This window comes from Kosakonia sp. (assembly GCF_032104925.1).
GTDB lineage: Bacteria > Pseudomonadota > Gammaproteobacteria > Enterobacterales > Enterobacteriaceae > Kosakonia.
Window position 1 is genome coordinate 397272 of sequence record NZ_DAMCGF010000002.1, and the last position, 16519, is coordinate 413790.

General features: G+C 53.9%; 17 protein-coding genes. 9 read left to right on the forward strand and 8 right to left on the reverse strand.

Annotation, left to right across the window (positions count from 1 at the left end):
- Positions 1-1434, reverse strand: a complete 1434-nt coding sequence (locus RT644_RS04945) for a 6-phospho-beta-glucosidase (protein WP_045512790.1) — start codon at positions 1432-1434, stop codon at positions 1-3.
- A 117-nt stretch (positions 1435-1551) separates the two neighbouring features.
- Positions 1552-2280, reverse strand: a complete 729-nt coding sequence (locus RT644_RS04950) for a MurR/RpiR family transcriptional regulator (RefSeq protein WP_269232021.1) — start codon at positions 2278-2280, stop codon at positions 1552-1554.
- 238 nt (positions 2281-2518) lie between these two features.
- Here RT644_RS04950 and trhA point away from each other — a divergent pair, with 238 nt between their 5' ends.
- Positions 2519-3178 (forward strand): PAQR family membrane homeostasis protein TrhA, encoded by a 660-nt coding sequence (gene trhA / locus RT644_RS04955; RefSeq protein WP_269231794.1) that lies wholly within the window; start codon positions 2519-2521, stop codon positions 3176-3178.
- 62 nt (positions 3179-3240) lie between these two features.
- On the opposite strand, the gene ygfZ is transcribed toward trhA, so the two are convergent.
- Positions 3241-4224: a tRNA-modifying protein YgfZ gene (gene ygfZ, locus RT644_RS04960; protein WP_313626056.1), complete on the reverse strand. Its 984-nt coding sequence runs from the start codon at positions 4222-4224 to the stop codon at positions 3241-3243.
- A 246-nt stretch (positions 4225-4470) separates the two neighbouring features.
- On the opposite strand from ygfZ, the gene sdhE reads away from it, so the two are divergent.
- Together sdhE and RT644_RS04970 are read left to right on the forward strand one after the other, a co-directional pair.
- The gene (gene sdhE, locus RT644_RS04965) at positions 4471-4737 is read left to right on the forward strand and encodes an FAD assembly factor SdhE (protein WP_020455135.1); all 267 of its coding nucleotides are present in this window, start codon (positions 4471-4473) and stop codon (positions 4735-4737) included.
- Entirely contained in the window at positions 4718-5134 is a 417-nt protein-coding gene (locus tag RT644_RS04970) for a protein YgfX (protein ID WP_020455134.1), read from the forward strand. Before sdhE ends, RT644_RS04970 begins: the two co-directional genes overlap by 20 nt.
- A 13-nt stretch (positions 5135-5147) precedes the next feature.
- On the opposite strand, the gene fldB is transcribed toward RT644_RS04970, so the two are convergent.
- Positions 5148-5669 (reverse strand): flavodoxin FldB, encoded by a 522-nt coding sequence (fldB, locus tag RT644_RS04975; protein ID WP_020455133.1) that lies wholly within the window; start codon positions 5667-5669, stop codon positions 5148-5150.
- Between the two features lie 99 nt (positions 5670-5768).
- Here fldB and xerD point away from each other — a divergent pair, with 99 nt between their 5' ends.
- The 5 genes from xerD to lysS all read left to right on the forward strand — a co-directional run bounded on the left by xerD (position 5769) and on the right by lysS (position 11856).
- On the forward strand, positions 5769-6665 hold the full coding sequence (gene xerD / locus RT644_RS04980; protein WP_065370112.1) for a site-specific tyrosine recombinase XerD: 897 nt from the start codon (positions 5769-5771) through the stop codon (positions 6663-6665).
- Positions 6666-6689: 24 nt separating this feature from the next.
- On the forward strand, positions 6690-7400 hold the full coding sequence (dsbC, locus tag RT644_RS04985; protein ID WP_020455131.1) for a bifunctional protein-disulfide isomerase/oxidoreductase DsbC: 711 nt from the start codon (positions 6690-6692) through the stop codon (positions 7398-7400).
- Between the two features lie 5 nt (positions 7401-7405).
- Positions 7406-9139: a single-stranded-DNA-specific exonuclease RecJ gene (gene recJ / locus RT644_RS04990; protein WP_045512778.1), complete on the forward strand. Its 1734-nt coding sequence runs from the start codon at positions 7406-7408 to the stop codon at positions 9137-9139.
- 91 nt (positions 9140-9230) lie between these two features.
- Positions 9231-10329 (forward strand): peptide chain release factor 2 gene (gene prfB / locus RT644_RS04995; RefSeq protein WP_097406127.1). Its coding sequence is split into 2 segments (ribosomal slippage): positions 9231-9305 and positions 9307-10329, totalling 1098 coding nucleotides; the frame shifts between segments, so codons are not numbered across the junction.
- Positions 10330-10338: 9 nt separating this feature from the next.
- Complete coding sequence (gene lysS, locus RT644_RS05000; RefSeq protein WP_097406128.1) at positions 10339-11856, forward strand: lysine--tRNA ligase; 1518 nt, start codon at positions 10339-10341, stop codon at positions 11854-11856.
- Positions 11857-11904: 48 nt separating this feature from the next.
- Here the strand turns inward: lysS and idi are convergent, their stop codons facing one another.
- The 4 genes from idi to RT644_RS05020 all read right to left on the reverse strand — a co-directional run bounded on the left by idi (position 11905) and on the right by RT644_RS05020 (position 15396).
- Positions 11905-12456 carry an isopentenyl-diphosphate Delta-isomerase gene (gene idi / locus RT644_RS05005; protein WP_020455127.1) on the reverse strand — a complete coding sequence of 184 codons (552 nt, stop codon included), beginning with the start codon at positions 12454-12456 and terminating at the stop codon, positions 11905-11907.
- 116 nt (positions 12457-12572) lie between these two features.
- The gene (locus RT644_RS05010; RefSeq protein ID WP_313626057.1) at positions 12573-13289 is read right to left on the reverse strand and encodes a DUF554 domain-containing protein; all 717 of its coding nucleotides are present in this window, start codon (positions 13287-13289) and stop codon (positions 12573-12575) included.
- A 15-nt stretch (positions 13290-13304) separates the two neighbouring features.
- Positions 13305-13892, reverse strand: a complete 588-nt coding sequence (locus RT644_RS05015) for a UbiX family flavin prenyltransferase (protein ID WP_313626058.1) — start codon at positions 13890-13892, stop codon at positions 13305-13307.
- Positions 13893-13902: 10 nt separating this feature from the next.
- Positions 13903-15396 carry a UbiD family decarboxylase gene (locus RT644_RS05020; protein ID WP_045512769.1) on the reverse strand — a complete coding sequence of 498 codons (1494 nt, stop codon included), beginning with the start codon at positions 15394-15396 and terminating at the stop codon, positions 13903-13905.
- Between the two features lie 218 nt (positions 15397-15614).
- Between RT644_RS05020 and RT644_RS05025 the strand changes: the two genes are divergently transcribed.
- Positions 15615-16514 carry a LysR family transcriptional regulator gene (locus RT644_RS05025; RefSeq protein WP_045512765.1) on the forward strand — a complete coding sequence of 300 codons (900 nt, stop codon included), beginning with the start codon at positions 15615-15617 and terminating at the stop codon, positions 16512-16514.
- The last annotated feature ends 5 nt before the right edge of the window (positions 16515-16519 follow it).

Consider the following 16519-nt stretch of genomic DNA (forward strand, 5'->3'; position numbering starts at 1 on the left):
TCAAAGATTTTCGCCGTTGCTGGCAATCACTTCTTTATACCAGTTAAAGCTCTTTTTACGGGAACGCGACATATCGCCAGTGCCGTCATCGTGCTTGTTCACGTAGATAAAACCGTAGCGTTTGCTGTACTGGCCGGTGGTAAAAGAGACGCAGTCGATACAGCCCCATGGTGTATAACCCATCAGATCCACGCCATCGTGGGTCACCGCTTTGACCATCTCTTTAACGTGTGCCCGCAGGTAATCAATGCGGTAATCGTCGTTGATGCTGCCGTCAGCTTCGACGTTGTCGTACGCGCCAAAACCGTTCTCCACGATAAACAGGGGCTTCTGGTAGCGTTCGTACAGCTCGCACAATGCATAGCGCAGGCCAACCGGATCAATCTGCCAGCCCCAGTCAGACGCTTTAACATGCGGGTTAGGGACACTGCCCTGGAAACCGGAGAGCGCATCGCCAGCACCGCCTTCCGCTTTCACCGCGTTAGTCATGTAGTAGCTGAAACCGAGGTAATCGCAGCACCCTTCGCGCAGAATCGCCTCGTCACCGGCTTCCATGTTGATGGTAAAACCACGGCGTTCCCATTCGTTCAGCACATAAGAAGGGTAGTAGCCGCGCAGTTGCACGTCGGTAAAGACATAACGCTCACGCATTGACTCCTGCGCGTACATCACATCGTCCGGCTTACAGGAGAAGGGATACAGCGGCACCATTGCCAGCATGCAGCCAATTTTCATTTCCGGGTTAATACGATGGCCGATTTTCACCGCCATGGCGCTGGCCACGAACTGGTGGTGCAGCACCTGATACATGGTCTCTTCCGGGTTTTCATGTTCGGTGTAGACCACGCCGGAACAGCAGTAGCCAAACAGCGGCGCGCGCCAGTTGCGCTGGTTGTTGATTTCGTTAAAGGTCATCCAGTATTTGACCTTATTCTTGTAGCGCTCGAAAACCACTTCGGCGAAGCGTACAAAGAAATCGACCACTTTACGGTTGGTCCAGCCGCCGTATTGCTGGACCAGGTGCAGCGGCATTTCGAAGTGGGACAGCGTGATGACCGGCTCGATGTTGTATTTCAGCAGCTCATCAAACATGTCGTCGTAAAACTTGAGCCCTTCTTCATTCGGCTGTTGCTCATCGCCCATCGGAAAGATGCGGGTCCAGGCGATGGAGGTGCGAAAACATTTGAAGCCCATTTCGGCAAACAGCTTGATGTCTTCTTTATAGTGACCATAAAAATCAACGGCTTCGTGGTTCGGGTAATATTTGCCCGCGACGACTTCCTGCGTGATTTCACGTGGAACACCGTGCGCGCCGCCTGTCAGAACATCGCAAATGCTCGGGCCTTTGCCGCCTTTATTCCAGCCGCCTTCAACCTGGTGCGCGGCAACCGCGCCGCCCCATAAAAAGTCTTTCGGTAAGGTCAATTTTTTCATTGTTGCTATTCCCGTTATATTGGCTGATAACGAGTCTAACAAAGGCGAATTAAATGTCACGATATAACAAATTGCCGCTGGGGTAATTTGTTACACCGAAAAAACATACTGTTTTTTTTATGCTATTTTCTTCGCCAGTTTACGTCCCAGCGACTCGAGAATATAAATAACAGGGATTTGCGTAGTGATATCGTAGCCGCCGCTAATGCGCATTTGCGGCACATGCCAGGAGATATTAAAGTCCGCCAGTTTTGCCAGTCGGGAGTGTTCGTGGCTGGTGATCGATAGCACTTTGCAGTGGTGCAGGCTGAACTGGCTGGCAAAACGGAGGATCTCTTCCGTCTCGCCAGAAACTGAAAGAACAATTGCCAGCGCATTTTTTGCCATATCATTGGTAACCGGGAAATAAGGATCGTCGATATGGTTACTGAACTTACCGATATTTGAGAAGAATCTTGCACCATATTTAGCCAGCGCACCCGATGTGCCTGCGCCGACAAATATAATGCGCTCGGAAGATAATATCATCTCAACGGTGTTATCTAATAATTTATCAAACTCATCATTGTTGACGCTTTTAAAAAAGCTGATCACTTCGCTGGCGCCAAAATTCGCTTGCGGCGGCTCATTTTGCTCTAAATATAATTTAAAACGTACGCGAAATTCAGAATAGCCTTCGCAGTTGAGCTTGCGGCAAAAGCGCAACACGGTCGTGGTGGAGACGCCCGCTGCATCGGCCAGTTCACGAATGGTCATGTACATCACTTTGTCGCGATTTTTGATGACAAAGTTGTAAACCAACATCTCCAGAGTATTCAGGCTGGCGATGGCGGAGTGAGTAAACATTGTCACGGCGATATCCTTTGCTTGCTGTAAACGTAGCCCAATACAACCCGGCAGGCTTTTTGCGTGCCCACATGCTGCCATAACTCCGGCGCCGTTTCCCTGACTTTTGCATTCATGGGGGCAGCCCACGTCATGAAACATTCATCAACGATATTTATTTTAGCGTACAGGTGTGCACTGGAATCATTCTCAGTTACTCTAGTGTTGCGACGTTTTTTTGAGTTTTCCCGGAGTTACCATGGTTAAGAAACCTTTAATCGCACAGGGATACACACTGGCAGAGGAAATTGCCAACAGCATCAGCCACGGCATCGGGCTGGTGTTCGGTATTGTCGGCCTGGTACTGCTGCTGGTGCAGGCGGTAGACAGCAACGCCAGTGTGACGGCGATTACCAGCTACGCGCTTTATGGCGGCAGCATGATCCTGCTGTTTCTGGCCTCCACGCTGTATCATGCGATCCCCCATCAGCGCGCAAAAGTGTGGTTAAAGAAATTTGACCACTGCGCCATTTATCTGCTGATTGCCGGAACCTATACGCCTTTTTTACTGGTTGGGCTGGATTCACCGCTGGCGCGTGGGTTGATGATTGTTATCTGGAGCCTCGCCTTACTGGGGATCCTGTTTAAGCTAACCATTGCGCACCGGTTCAAAGTGCTGTCGCTGGTGACATACCTGACGATGGGCTGGCTGTCGTTGATTGTGATTTATCAGCTTGCGACGCGGTTATCAGTGGGCGGCGTGACGCTGCTGGCTGTCGGCGGGCTGGTGTACTCGCTGGGCGTCATTTTCTACGTCTGTAAACGTATCCCCTACAATCACGCGATCTGGCACGGCTTTGTGCTGGGCGGCAGTGTGTGTCACTTCCTGGCAATCTATTTGTACGTCGGACAAGTTTAAACGGTAGCGCCGGGCGGCTTGTGCCGGCCCGGCTGTAGCATGCGCGGATGTGTTAACGCGGATTATTCTTCTTCCAGCGAGTAGGGCAGCGGCTCAATGCTTAACGTATTGGCGTCGTCGCGTACGCGGAACACGCTGTCTGGTTCCATGTCATTATTCATCACAACCTGAACCAGCACGCGGCCATCATCTAACTGAGTTGATGCCAGCACCGTACCGGTGCGACGCCAGTTTTCACCCATTTTTAGCTCAAGATCTTCACCTGCTTCCGGCGTGCGGCTGGCAGCGCCTGCCAGGTACCACAGCGCACGTTTGTTGGCTCCGCGGAATTTCGCGCGAGCAACCATCTCCTGCCCGGTATAGCACCCTTTTTTGAAGCTGATGCCACCCAGCGCCTGCAGGTTGGTCGCCTGCGGAATAAACTGTGCGCTGTTTGGCTCGTCAATTACGGGTAACCCGGCTTCGATATTCAGCGCCAGCCACTGTTGGCTGTTATTAAACTGTGCTTCACCGCGCAGTTTATCCGTCACCTGTTCTGCTGTTGCGACATCGGTAACCAGCAGGAAACGTTCGCCCGGATGTTCAAACCACAGAATGGTTGTTTCACCGTCTTGTACAACCTGCTTTTCGCTGTCCGGCAGGGTTGTGAAGAGATTAGCCAGCGCGGCGCGAGCCTGAAAACCAGCAACGCCCAGCAGCACATGTTCGTCATCTGCGGCGATAGTGACTTTTGAAAATACGGCGTACTTTTTCAGTTCGCGCAACTGCGATTCACGCACGCTGCGGCGCAAAATCCATGCAAACCCTTCCTGATAGTGAAACAACCGCATATTGCTCCACATTTTGCCTTTAGAATCGCAATGCGCCGCCAGCAGATGCTGATCCGCCGCCATCTTCGATACGTCAGCGGTAACCTGTCCTTGCAGATATTTCTCGCTATCCGCACCGGTAATGGTTGCCAGCGCCCAGTCATCGAGCGTCATAAGCGTCAGCGGCAGACGGGCAGATGCGGTCGGCTGACGCGGAGGAAATGGAGTAAAAGCCATAATAATGTCCTGATTAGCTTAACGCTGTGTTGGTACTTAATGGTAAAAGAGCCATTGTTCAATGCAAGCGATAAAGCATGCGATTTGTGCCATTGTGCGAGCATTGCGAGGCGCTACGCAGCACAGTGATAATTTTGCAGACGATGCGATTTATTCTGGAAGCTGGCCCGGGAAGCGAAATATTCCGCAAAAGGAATATTAAAAACACGTTACAATAGGCCTTCATGCCTATGAAGGGAGAAGAACATGGATATTAATAATAAAGCCCGTATCCATTGGGCCTGTCGCCGCGGAATGCGCGAACTCGATATCTCCATCATGCCTTTTTTCGAACACGAGTACGACTCGCTCAGCGACCATGACAAGCACCTGTTTGTGCGTCTGCTGGAGAGTGATGATCCGGATTTATTCAACTGGTTGATGAATCATGGCAAACCCCAGGACGCGGAGTTGCAGCGAATGGTGCAGTTAATTCAGACACGGAATCGGGATCGTGGTCCTGTGGCAATCTGATTTACGCGTCTCATGGCGCGCACAATGGATTTCGTTATTACTGCACGGGCTGGTGGCGGCGTTCATTCTTTTTATGCCCTGGCCGTTGAGCTATACGCCGCTGTGGCTTTTGCTGCTGTCGCTGGTGGTTTTCGACTGTGTGCGCAGCCAGCGGCGGATCAACGCCTGCCATGGCGAGATCAAATTGCTGATGGATTCCCGCCTGCGCTGGCAAGGTGTGGAGTGGGATATTGTCGGTACACCCTGGATGATCCGCGGTGGCATGATGTTGCGTTTACGCCGTGCGGAAGATGGGCGGCGCCAGCATTTATGGCTGGCGGCAGACAGTATGGATTCGCAGGAGTGGCGCGATCTACGCCGGATGATCACCCAAAATCCGGCGCAGGGGCTGCATTAAGGTGGGGGATGGCTCAGCCGAGCCGTTCCGCCATTTCCGTCAGTATTTGCTCGCACCAGCCTTGGATACGTTCATCGCTTAAATCGTACTGATTGGTTTCATCCAGCGCCAGCCCGACAAAGAGCTGCCCGTCGGCAATGACCGGTTTTTTACTGGTAAATTCATAGCCTTCTGTCGGCCAGTAACCGATGAATGTCGCGCCTTTGGGGGCCAGTTTGTCGTGGAGCATGCCGAGTGCGTCGAGGAACCATTCGCCGTAACCGAGCTGATCGCCCATGCCGTACAACGCAATGATTTTTCCGTCGAGATTGAGGTTATCAAGCTGATCCCAAATCGCTTCCCAATCTTCCTGCAGCTCGCCGAAATCCCAGGTTGGAATGCCCAGAATAAGCGCATCGTACTGTTCCATCAGGGCGGGAGCATCGTCTTTCAGGTTGTGCAGCGTCACCAGTTCCGGGCCGATAATATCGCGAATTTTTTCTGCCGCCATTTCGGTGTAGCAGGTGCTGGAACCGTAAAACAGACCGATATTCATAACGTAAACTTCTCGATTCTTGATGTGTCTTTTCACGCAGTGTACCAGAATCGTACATCAATCAGGCATAATGCAGCGTTTGAGTAAAGGAGACGCTGGATGGAACAGGATCTCGCACGTATCGAACAGTTTCTCGATGCTCTCTGGCTTGAGAACAACCTGGCGGAAAATACGCTAAACGCTTACCGCCGCGATTTGAAAAGCGTGGTGGAGTGGCTGCACCACCACGCCAGCAGTCTTGAAAAAGCGCAAGGCGATGATTTACAAGCGCTGTTAGCTGAAAGGGTGAGCGGTGGTTATAAGGCCACCAGCTCGGCGCGCTTGCTTAGCGCCGTGCGGCGTTTTTTTCAGTACCTTTATCGGGAAAAAGTACGCAGCGACGATCCCAGCGCTTTACTCGCATCACCTAAATTGCCGCAACGTTTACCGAAAGACTTGAGTGAAACGCAGGTAGGCAGGCTTTTGCAGGCGCCGGTGGTTGACCAACCGCTGGAGTTACGCGATAAAGCGATGCTTGAGGTGTTGTATGCCACCGGCCTTCGCGTCTCTGAACTGGTTGGCCTGACGATGAGTGATATCAGCCTGCGCCAGGGCGTGGTGCGAGTGATTGGTAAAGGCAATAAAGAACGCCTGGTGCCGCTGGGCGAAGAGGCGGTGTACTGGGTCGAAAACTATCTGGAGCATGGTCGCCCCTGGCTGCTAAACGGTGTCTCAATTGATGTGCTGTTTCCCAGCCAGCGCGCGCAGCAGATGACGCGCCAGACTTTCTGGCACCGCATCAAGCACTATGCGGCGCTTGCGGGCATAGACAGTGAAAAGCTCTCGCCCCACGTTTTGCGCCATGCGTTTGCCACTCATCTGCTGAACCACGGCGCGGATCTGCGCGTGGTGCAAATGCTTTTAGGCCACCAGGATTTATCGACCACGCAAATTTATACGCATGTCGCTACCGAGCGACTGCGCAAGCTTCATCAACAGCATCACCCGCGGGCGTGAATGCTGACAATCTAAGGATGTGTTATGAAAAAAGGTTTAGTGATGTTCACCCTGCTGGCTGCGTTTACCGGCGCGGCGCATGCCGATGATGCGGCTATCAAACAGTCGCTGGCAAAACTGGGTGTACAAAGTGGTGAAGTGCTGCCCGCACCTGTTGCCGGAATGAAAGCCGTATTGACCAACAGCGGCGTGCTGTATGTAACCGAAGATGGCAAACATATCATCCAGGGCCCGATGTACGATGTCAGTGGCGCGCAGCCAGTGAACGTCACCACGAAGATGTTGTTACCGCACCTGAACGCGCTGGAAAAAGAGATGATTGTCTACAAAGCGCCACAGGAAAAACATGTCATCACCGTGTTCACCGATATCACGTGTGGCTACTGCCAGAAACTGCATAGCGAAATGGCAGACTATAACGCGCTCGGCATCACCGTGCGTTACCTTGCCTTCCCGCGTCAGGGTGTGCCAAGCGAAGTTGAAAACCAGATGAAGGCTATCTGGTGTGCAAAAGATCCTAAAAAAGCCTTCGATAATGCGATGGAAGGTAAAGAGGTGAAACCCGCCAGCTGCGATATCGACATCGCCAACCATTACGCGCTGGGCGTGCAGTTTGGCGTCAACGGCACGCCAGCCATCGTGCTGAATGACGGCTACCTCGTTCCGGGGTATCAGGCTCCGGCGGAAATGAAAGCCTTCCTCGATCAACATCAAAAAGCGACCGGCGGTAAATAATTCGCGTGAAAGCTCAGATACAACTTCGCCGCCGTGAGGTGGATGACGCAGCAGAACTGGCCGCAGACTTGCCGCCGCTGCTGCGTCGCTTATACGCCAGCCGCGGTGTGCGCACGGCCAGTGAACTGGAACGCAGTGTTAAAGGCATGCTGCCGTGGCAACAACTTACCGGTATCGATGATGCAGTGGCGCAGCTTTATAACGCCTTGCGTGAAGGGTTGCGCATTATTGTGGTGGGCGATTTCGATGCGGATGGCGCAACCAGCACCGCCCTTAGCGTGCTGGCATTGCGTGCGCTCGGTTGCGAAAACGTCAGTTACCTGGTGCCGAACCGTTTTGACGACGGGTATGGGCTGAGCCCGGAAGTGGTTGATCAAGCGCATGCGCGCGGTGCGCAGCTTATTCTGACGGTGGATAACGGTATCTCCTCACATGCCGGCGTGGCGCGTGCGCATGAACTTGGCATTCCGGTGGTAGTGACCGATCACCATCTGCCGGGTGACACGCTGCCGGATGCCGAAGCCATTGTTAACCCGAATCTGCGCGACTGTGATTTTCCGTCGAAGTCGCTGGCCGGGGTTGGCGTCGCGTTCTATCTGATGCTGGCGCTGCGCGCCTTTTTGCGTGACAACGGCTGGTTTGAGGCGCGCGGCCTGGCGATGCCAAATCTGGCGGAACTGCTTGATTTGGTTGCGCTGGGAACGGTAGCGGACGTGGTGCCGCTGGATGCCAATAACCGCATTCTGACCTGGCAAGGGCTGAGCCGTATTCGCGCCGGACGCTGCCGTCCGGGCATTAAGGCGCTGCTGGAAATTGCCAACCGCGACGCGCAAAAGCTGGCGGCAAGCGATCTCGGTTTTGCGCTTGGGCCGCGCCTTAACGCGGCGGGCAGGCTGGATGATATGTCGGTAGGGGTTGCGCTGTTACTGTGCGATAACCTTGGCGAAGCGCGCCAGTTAGCCAGCGATCTTGACGCGTTGAACCAGACGCGCAAAGAGATTGAGCAGGGGATGCAGGCAGAAGCGCTGACGCTGTGCGAGCAGCTTGAACGCAGCGGTGAAACGTTGCCCGGTGGCTTAGCGATGTACCATCCCGAGTGGCATCAGGGAGTGGTCGGCATTCTCGCTTCGCGCATTAAAGAGCGCTTTCACCGTCCGGTGATCGCCTTCGCGCCAGCCGGAGACGGGGTGCTGAAAGGCTCGGGGCGTTCGATTCAGGGGCTGCATATGCGCGATGCGCTGGAGCGTCTGGATATGCTGTTTCCTGGCATGATGCTCAAATTCGGCGGTCACGCAATGGCGGCCGGTTTGACGCTGGAAGAAAACCGTTTTGAAGAGTTCCGCCAGCGCTTTGGCGAGCTGGTGACCGAATGGCTGGATCCGGCGTTATTACAAGGTGAGATTGTCTCTGACGGCCCGCTGTCGGCGCAGGAGATGACGCTGGAAGTCGCGGAGATGCTGCGGGAAGCTGGCCCCTGGGGGCAAATGTTCCCGGAACCGCTGTTTGACGGTGAGTTTCGCCTCCTGCAGCAGCGGTTGGTGGGTGAGCGTCATCTCAAGGTGATGCTGGAGCCGGTTGGCGGCGGTCCGCTGCTTGATGGTATCGCTTTTAACGTCGATACCTCCTGCTGGCCGGACAACGGTGTGCGGCAGGTAAATATTGCTTATAAACTGGATGTGAACGAGTTTCGCGGCAATCGTAGCGTACAGCTGATCATCGAGAATCTCTGGCCACTTTAGCGCCAGTATTCGCTATAAAACAGGGCGGGAATCCGGTAAACTTCCGCCCTTATCACCGCATTTTGACTAGTCCATTAAAAGAAATCAGACCATGTTTGAAATTAACCCGGTAAAAAATCGTATTCAGGACCTCACGGAGCGCTCCGACGTTCTTAGGGGGTATCTTTGACTATGACGCCAAGAAAGAGCGTCTGGAAGAAGTAAACGCCGAGCTGGAACAGCCGGACGTGTGGAACGAACCTGAGCGCGCACAGGCGCTGGGCAAAGAGCGTTCCTCACTCGAAGCTATCGTTGATACGCTGGATCAAATGCGTCAGGGGCTGGAAGATGTCAGCGGCCTGCTGGATCTGGCGGTTGAAGCCGAAGACGAAGAAACCTTTAACGAAGCGGTCGCCGAACTGGATGTGCTGGAAGAGAAACTGGCGCAACTGGAGTTCCGCCGCATGTTCTCTGGCGAGTACGACAGCGCCGACTGCTACCTGGATATTCAGGCCGGTTCCGGCGGCACCGAAGCGCAGGACTGGGCGAGCATGTTAATGCGCATGTACCTGCGCTGGGCGGAAGCGCGCGGCTTTAAAACCGAGATCATTGAAGAGTCTGAAGGTGAAGTTGCCGGCATTAAATCTGTCACCATTAAGATCATGGGTGATTACGCCTACGGCTGGTTGCGTACCGAAACCGGCGTTCATCGCCTGGTGCGTAAGAGCCCGTTCGATTCCGGCGGACGTCGCCACACCTCGTTTAGCTCCGCGTTTGTCTACCCGGAAGTGGATGACGATATTGATATCGAAATCAACCCGGCGGACCTGCGCATTGACGTGTATCGCGCATCCGGCGCGGGCGGTCAGCACGTAAACCGTACGGAATCCGCGGTGCGTATTACCCACATTCCAACCGGGCTGGTCACGCAGTGCCAGAACGACCGCTCCCAGCATAAGAACAAAGACCAGGCCATGAAGCAGATGAAGGCGAAGCTTTATGAACTGGAAATGCAGAAGAAAAATGCTGAGAAACAGGCGATGGAAGACACCAAGTCGGACATCGGTTGGGGCAGCCAGATCCGCTCTTATGTCCTGGATGATTCCCGCATTAAAGATCTGCGCACCGGGGTTGAAACCCGCAACACGCAGGCGGTGCTGGACGGCAGCCTGGATCAATTTATCGAAGCAAGTTTGAAAGCAGGGTTATGAGGAACCAACATGTCTGAACAACAAGCACAAGGCGCTGACGCGGCAGTCGATCTTAATAATGAACTGAAAACTCGCCGCGAGAAGCTGGCGCAACTGCGTGAGCAGGGCGTGGCGTTCCCGAACGATTTCCGTCGCGATCAGACCTCTGACAAGCTGCATGCGGAATTCGATGCCAAAGAGAACGAAGAGCTGGAAGCGCTGGGCATTGAAGTCGCCGTTGCGGGCCGTATGATGACCCGCCGCATCATGGGTAAAGCCTCTTTCGTAACCTTGCAGGACATGGGGGGCCGCATTCAGCTGTATGTCTCTCGTGACGATCTGGCGGAAGGTGTCTACAACGAGCAGTTCAAAAAATGGGATCTCGGCGATATCCTCGGCGCGCGCGGCAAGCTGTTCAAGACCAAGACCGGTGAACTCTCTATCCATTGCACCGAGCTGCGCCTGCTGACTAAAGCGCTGCGTCCGTTGCCGGACAAATTCCACGGTTTGCAGGATCAGGAAGCGCGCTATCGTCAGCGTTACCTGGATCTCATCTCGAATGATGAATCCCGCAACACTTTCAAAGTGCGCTCGCAGATCCTGGCTGGTATCCGCCAGTTCATGGTAGGCCGCGACTTTATGGAAGTGGAAACGCCGATGATGCAGGTGATCCCGGGCGGTGCGTCTGCGCGTCCGTTTGTCACCCACCATAACGCGCTGGATCTCGACATGTACCTGCGTATCGCGCCGGAACTGTACCTTAAACGTCTGGTGGTTGGCGGTTTCGAGCGCGTGTTCGAAATCAACCGTAACTTCCGTAACGAAGGTATCTCCGTTCGCCATAACCCTGAGTTCACCATGATGGAACTCTATATGGCGTATGCGGATTATAAAGATCTGATCGAGCTGACCGAATCTCTGTTCCGTACGCTTGCGCAGAACATCCTCGGCAAAACCGAAGTGCCGTACGGCGACGAAGTGTTTGATTTCGGCAAGCCGTTCGAAAAACTGACCATGCGCGAAGCGATCAAGAAATACCGTCCGGAAACCAACATGGCGGATCTGGATAATTTCGACAGCGCGAAAGCAATTGCTGACAGCATCGGTATCAAGGTTGAGAAGAGCTGGGGTCTGGGCCGTATCGTCACGGAGATCTTCGAAGAAGTGGCCGAAGCGCACTTGATCCAGCCGACCTTCATTACCGAATACCCGGCGGAAGTTTCGCCGCTGGCGCGTCGTAACGATCAGAACCCGGAAATCACCGACCGCTTTGAGTTCTTCATTGGCGGACGTGAAATCGGTAACGGCTTTAGCGAGCTGAACGACGCGGAAGATCAGGCGCAGCGCTTCCAGGATCAGGTCGATGCGAAAGCAGCGGGCGACGACGAAGCAATGTTCTTCGACGAAGACTACGTGACCGCGCTGGAACACGGCTTACCGCCGACTGCCGGCCTGGGTATCGGTATCGACCGTATGGTGATGCTGTTCACCAACAGCCATACCATTCGCGATGTGATCCTGTTCCCGGCGATGCGTCCGGTGAAATAATCGCTCAGCGATAAAAAAAGCCCCGGCGTTTGTCGCGTCGGGGCTTTTTTATTGCGCTAATTCTGCGGCAAATTGTCGTAACTGCTTTTCCGCGCTTGTGGCTTCCGCCGCCATCCACGGGCTGAAAGCCCAGGGCGCAGCATTGAGCGCGTGCAGCAACGCATCCAGTTTAACCCACTGATATTCCATCACTTCATCACTGTTTATTTTAAGCGGCGATACGATCTCTGCGGCAAAGACCGGGCAGATCTCATTTTCGACAATGCCTGAAGGATCGGTTTCCCGGTAGCGAAAACCCGGTGCGATAGTGGTGATAGCGGCGATTTCGGCTCCCACTTCGTAGCGGCAGCGGCGGACAATCGCCTGCTCAATGGTTTCACCCATTTGCGGATGGCCGCAAACGGAGTTGGTCCAGACGCCGGGCCAGGCTTTTTTACTCATGGCGCGGCGGGTAACCAGACATTCGCCTGTCGGGCGAAAAAGCCAGGAGGAGAAAGCCAGATGCAGCGGTGTATGTGAGGTATGCGCGGCATATTTCTCCTTTGTGCCGAGTACCTCTCCCTGGTCGTTAACTAAAATAACGTGCTCTTGTATAACCATAACGACTCCCGAACATAACAACGCCGGGTGGCGCTATGCCTGACTTACCGGAAGAACGCGATCTCACGGACCTGCCAGGCACAGCGCCACCGGGCAAACGCTAGTATATCCGAGGCTCAGGCAAAAAGAGTGGCCCAGAGAGCGGAAAAGGGCATCACCAGCACCAGACCGGGGAGCATGTTCGCCACCGGAAAGGGCTTGATATTACAAATTCGCAGCCCGGTCGCCACCATGATTAAACCACCCGCGCAGGAGAAGTCGCCCATCATATCCGGGGTGATCATATGCAGGATAAAGACCGCGAGCGTAGCCAGCGTCACCTGGACGATGATCAGCGGAATACCGATAGTCATCACCGAGAAGCCGAGCATGGTGGCAAAAATCGCCGCCGTGAACAGATCCAGCACCGTCTTGATATACAAAATCGAGGGATCGCCGGTCATACCTTCATGCATCGCACCGAAAATCCCCGTGCCGCTGGCGCAAAACAGCACCAGAATGGCGACGAACTTCTCGGTGAATTCATCATGGGTAAGACCCTGAACCGGCGGGAAAATACGGTTGATTAAACCACGCGTGGTGCCGGCCGCTTTGCCGATCTGTTTTTCGAGGAAAAACGCTTCGCCGATTACCGCGCCGATCACCATCGCCAGCACCACGGCGGGCATAAATTTCACTTTAATAACGAGATTGATACCCAGACCAACAGAGCACAAACCAAATGTCAGCGGCAGCGCCACTTTCACGCGTTCGGGAATGTGCGTACCAACCAGTGAACCGAGCAGACCACCAACAATGACGGCGGCGCCGTTCACATAAGGACCGATTAACATAATGTTTCCTGCACGTTACGCGTGATGAGCGAGGTTTCCCTCGCCCCAGCGCGGGAGATTTTTCACATCAATACCAAACAGATCCAGCGCACGGCTGACGCTGTGGGTAATGATCTCATCAGTGGATTGCGGACGCTGGTAGAGCGCCGGGACCGGCGGGAAAATAATCCCGCCCATTTCGGTCACTGCCTGCATATTGCGAATATGTCCGAGATTAAGCGGCGTTTCGCGCGCCAGCAGCACCAGACGGCGTCGCTCTTTGAGCACCACGTCGGCGGCGCGGGTGAGCAGGTTATCCGTCAGGCAGTTGGCGATAGATCCCAGCGTTCGCATGGAGCAGGGCGCAACCAGCATGCCCATGGTTTTATACGATCCGCTGGAAATGGCAGCCCCAAGATTGCCGACAGGATGCACCACATCCGCAAGCGCCATCACCTCATCTAGCTGATAATCCGTCTCCAGCGCACAGGTTTTTTCCGCTCCTTTCGAGACAACCAAATGTACTTCCAGGGGCTGCCCGCGCAAAAGCTCAAGTGCTTTCACGCCATACTGAAAACCGGAAGCGCCGCTGATGCCAACAATGATGCGTTGCAATGTGGTCACACCGGCCCCCTTATTCGAAATCTGGCAGGAAGCGTTTCACATCCACCGCTTTGAATTTCGAGCGTTCAAAGTGGCTTTTCAGATGGAACGGCACCGTACAGTCAAAAATGGTTTTGCAGGACATGCCCTGCTGCAAAATGCTCGGGCTGTATTCCGGCACCTGCGATGGATCGAGCGGGTGACAACGTACGCCGGGAATGGTGACGGTATCGACATCGCCCTGATAACGGGTTTGCATCGCCCACAGCACATCGTCGCTGTCGAAAATATCGACATCTTCATCAACCAGAATCACGTGTTTCAGTTCCGGGAACGCGGAGAATGCAAGCAGCGCGGCCTGGCGTTGACGGCCTTCATCCGCAGGCGAGAATTTTTTGAATTGCATCACTGCCAGCAGCTTGCCGCCGCCCGCTGAGTGCGCGAAGACGTTAAGCAGTTTACCCGGCATGGCGCGTCCCACCATATCAAGAATGCTGGCTTCTGTCGGAATACCCGCCATGTTGACGTGTTCTTCGCCCGGCCCAACTGTGGTACGCCAGATCGGGTTATAGCGATGGGTTACCGCTTTCACCTTGATAACTGGCAGGGCTTCTTTGGCTTCGCCGGTGTAGCCAGGAAACTCAGGCATCGCTTTGCCGGTATCGGTGTTCTGATCTTCACGCAGACGCACGTGCGGCAGCAGTTCGCCTTCAATAACGATTTCCGCATGGGCAATGGCGCGTTCGTTGATGGTTTTACACTGCACCATTTCCACGGCGTGCCCGCGTAGCGCACCGGCAACGCTCAGTTCGTCATAACCCAGCGGTGTGGTCGGCGGCTCAAAGCAGGCGGCAATTTCAATTGCCGGATCGACACCGATACTGATGGAGATCGGCAGCGGTTTCCCCGCGGCTTCCGCTTTCATGCGAAATGCGTCGATATGGCGACCCGGTGTTAGCCACATCGACAGTTCATCGCGGCTCTGCACGCACAGGCGGTGAATGGTGATATCGGATTCACGCGTTTCTGGATCAGAGGCGTAACATAGACCCATGGTGATGTAGGGGCCAGCATCTTCTTCGGTGTTCGTTGGTGCAGGTAGCAATTTGCGTAGATCGAAATTCGCATCACTTGCCAGATGCACCACTTCCTGGCACACCGCGTGGTCTTGGGTCAGCACTGGCGGAATCGGGTTTTGTACCGAGTCTTTCAGCAGGTGACCAAGTTTTTCCGGCGCGCAGTTAAGGAAGTGGCTGACGCGTTTGCGGGAACCGTTGAGGCCGATGGCGACGCTGATATCCTGAAAACCTTTTACCTTGTTGAACACCATCACCGGGCCGTTTTTCCGCGTCGGGCGCTGGCAGGTTCCGCCTGCGCCAACATAACGATAAACCCCGGAGAGTTCCGCGTGTGGATCCACTTCGGTGTCGGTTTCCACATATTCGCCGGGCAATGTTTTGAGTAATTCAAGAGCAGAACGTAAATCGCAAACGCCGCTGGCATTATTATTTTTGCTATTTGACATGGTCTTTTCCATTTTCAGATGGGAATTTACTGACTGCCGTTACCTTATTTTTCCTGTGGTGATTAAACAAATACCGTTTTCCTGAGGCAGACCAGATCAAAAAAGTACTCTTTATAAGAATGTTAAATTCAGGTTGATAAATGACATAAAATGTCGTGCTTTTCCTTTTTTACGCCAGGTGTGATACTGAGCGCTCAGGTATAGCGGAGAAAAGCGGTATGGATTTGAAAAGATTGCGTTATTTTTGCCGTGTGGTAGAGCAGGGCTCCGTAAGCCAGGCGGCGAAAGTGCTGAATATGGCGCAGCCGCCGCTCAGTAAACGGATCCAGGAACTGGAGGAAGAGTTACAGGTTTCCTTATTTTCGCGTCAGGGAAACAGAATTGAACCCACCGAAGCCGGTTATTTTCTTTATCGTAAAGCCTGTGAAATATTACGTCAGGTTGAAGATACGGCACGGGAAACTGTAGCAATTGCCAATAAAGAAAAATTCCAGCTAAGACTCGGCTTAACCCATCTTTTTCAATGCTATTTTAAACCGTTATTACTGGAGCTTTATAAGCGCCACCCCGACGCTGAAATTAATATATCCGTTACTGATTCCAGCCATTTAGAAACCATGCTCAATGAAGGCACGATCGATCTGGCGATGATCCAGCGGCCTTATCGCAGCGAAGGCTTCGATTATGTGTCTTTTGATCCGGTGCGGCTGGTGGCGGTGATCAGTAAGCAGTGCCTGGCGCAAGCTCCTGTGAGCCCGTTTGATTATCAGGCGCTGGCGGCGTTTCCACTGGTGTTGCTGCACCGGGCAAAAGACGCGGGTACTTACGAGATGCTGATCGATCTGTTTCGTAAAGCGGGTGGTAACCCGAAGGTGATTATGCACATCACCCAGCCGGGGGTGATTCTGGAGTGGCTGGAGTCTGGTCTTGCCGCGGCAACGCTGCTGCCGTCATCGGAAGTCGACGCCCGTAAACTCAGTCATTGCCATGTTGTGGATGTGTTTCCCTCACCGCAGGTATTTTATCCGGCGCTGGTGAAGATGCCCTCCACACCTTTTTTGCCGGAGATAATGGAAATTATCGCGCAGGGTTACCCGATTCCGCGCAACTCCGTTTGAAGGGT